The sequence below is a fragment of the Solemya elarraichensis gill symbiont genome (genome assembly GCF_002021095.1).
Classification (GTDB): domain Bacteria; phylum Pseudomonadota; class Gammaproteobacteria; order Chromatiales; family Chromatiaceae.
Window position 1 is genome coordinate 1 of the sequence record NZ_MPRK01000301.1, and the last position, 1,848, is coordinate 1,848.

At 39.3% G+C, this 1,848-nt stretch carries 2 protein-coding genes; both read left to right on the forward strand.

Annotated elements, in window-relative coordinates; translation table 11 throughout:
• Positions 1–239: 239 nt before the first annotated feature.
• Positions 240–1,253, forward strand: a complete 1,014-nt coding sequence (locus tag BOW51_RS10410) for an endonuclease/exonuclease/phosphatase family protein (RefSeq protein ID WP_245828671.1) — start codon at positions 240–242, stop codon at positions 1,251–1,253.
• A 20-nt stretch (positions 1,254–1,273) separates the two neighbouring features.
• Positions 1,274–1,774: a hypothetical protein gene (locus BOW51_RS10415; protein ID WP_135568261.1), complete on the forward strand. Its 501-nt coding sequence runs from the start codon at positions 1,274–1,276 to the stop codon at positions 1,772–1,774.
• Positions 1,775–1,848: the final 74 nt, after the last annotated feature.

Consider the following 1,848-nt stretch of genomic DNA (forward strand, 5'->3'; position numbering starts at 1 on the left):
GTCTTGTTTTGTACATGGACTGTGAGCATTGACAGACTTCCTACGGGATCTGTCAGGCCTTCACCCAATCCTTTCAGTGTTCTGACCCCTGAGTCAGACACTGATGATATGGAAATATCATCAGCCCAATCCAGTACCCGTTTGTGACATACCCCCATTTTAAACCCATAATGTATAAAATACCATCAGTAATTTTTATTCTATTTTTATTTCTCAACATCATGGCTAATTACAATATAATGCAATGGAATTGCAGAGGTTTTAGGGCTAATTACGAAGAATTAGGTCTCTTAGTTCAGAAGTATAATCCTAAAGTCATATGTCTCCAAGAAACATTTCTACCAATCGATTCCACTACTACACTTAAGAATTATACAGCTTATCATAACAGATCCACATCTATCCTTATCCATAATAGTGTACATCATACGCCAATTTCTCTTAATACACCCTTGGCTGCTACGGCCATACGTGTCACTTTACATAAAGTTGTCACTATCTGCTCCATTTACCTACCACCTAAGCAGATAATCCAGCTCTCTGATCTTGATACTGTTCTATCGCAACTTCCTTCCCCAAATATTTTACTTGGAGACCTCAACGGTGCCAACCGACTTTGGGGTTCTACTTCCAATAATCCACGTGGTGATTTGATTGAGACTTTTCTCACAAACAATAATTTATGTTTATTTAATGATAAGTCTTCCACATTTCTCCATTCTGGACACGGTACATTCTCATGTATAGATCTGTCTATTTCAGAACCTTCATTGTTTTTAGATTATGAATGGTCTGTAGAGGGTGATCTTCATGGTAGTGATCACTTCCCTATCATTTTGAGGAACACCCAACCAGACACCACGCAGAACCCCCCAAAATGGAAGATGTCCAAAGCGGACTGGACCCATTTTGAATCTTTGTGTTTAGAAAAACTAACCACACTTCCAATCAACGATACTGCTATCGATGATTTTACTACTACTATTTCATATATTGCTGACCAGTGTATACCTAAAACCTCTGGCAAATCCATTGCTAGGAGAAATCCATGGTTCAACGATGGTTGTAAAGAGGCCATTGCTAAGCGCAAGAGAGACCTGCGTCACTTTAAGCATGAACCTACTTCAAATAACCTCGATACTTTTAAAATCAGTAGGGCTAAGGCCCGTCGTACTGTTCGCCAGGCTCGTAAAAACTCTTGGCGAGACTATGTATCCCGTTTGAACCATCGAACATCTCCTAAATCCGTCTAGTCTGGCGTACTATTCGCAGCATGACTGGTAAGGGAGGTGGGAACAAGACTGCCCCCTCTCATTTATCCCACAACAATACAAATATTACCAATATTGATCATATTGCTAATGTATTAGGTGCAAAATTCTCACAGAATTCTTCACCCAGTAATTGTTCTAATGCTTTCTCTACACATAGAGCAAAGCAGGAACAACATCCACTGAACTTTAAATCTTCCAACTTTGAAGATTACAATAAAGTATTTAGTCTCCAAGAACTTCAGATATCTCTATCCAAATCCCATAACACTGCACCAGGTCCTGATGGTATTCACTATGAACTATTGAAACACCTGCCATCACAGTCATTAGAATTACTGTTGGAAATTTTCAACTATATTTGGACATCTGGTTCTCTCCCTTCATCGTGGAAAGAAGCCACTGTTATTCCCATCCCCAAACCCTCAAAAGATCATACCAATCCTGCAAACTACCGCCCATCTCTCTTACCAGTTGTCTATGCAAAACCTTGGAACGCATGATAAATGACCGCTTAGTTTGGTTTTTAGAATCCAATTATATTTTAACCAATATACAATGTGGTTTTCGGCAAGGA

What these genes read in the sequence shown, in the direction of transcription:
- BOW51_RS10410 (WP_245828671.1), top strand. Translation starts at nt 240, where the DNA reads ATGCAATGGAATTGCAGAGGTTTTAGGGCTAATTACGAAGAATTAGGT.
- BOW51_RS10415 (WP_135568261.1), top strand. Translation starts at nt 1,274, where the DNA reads ATGACTGGTAAGGGAGGTGGGAACAAGACTGCCCCCTCTCATTTATCC.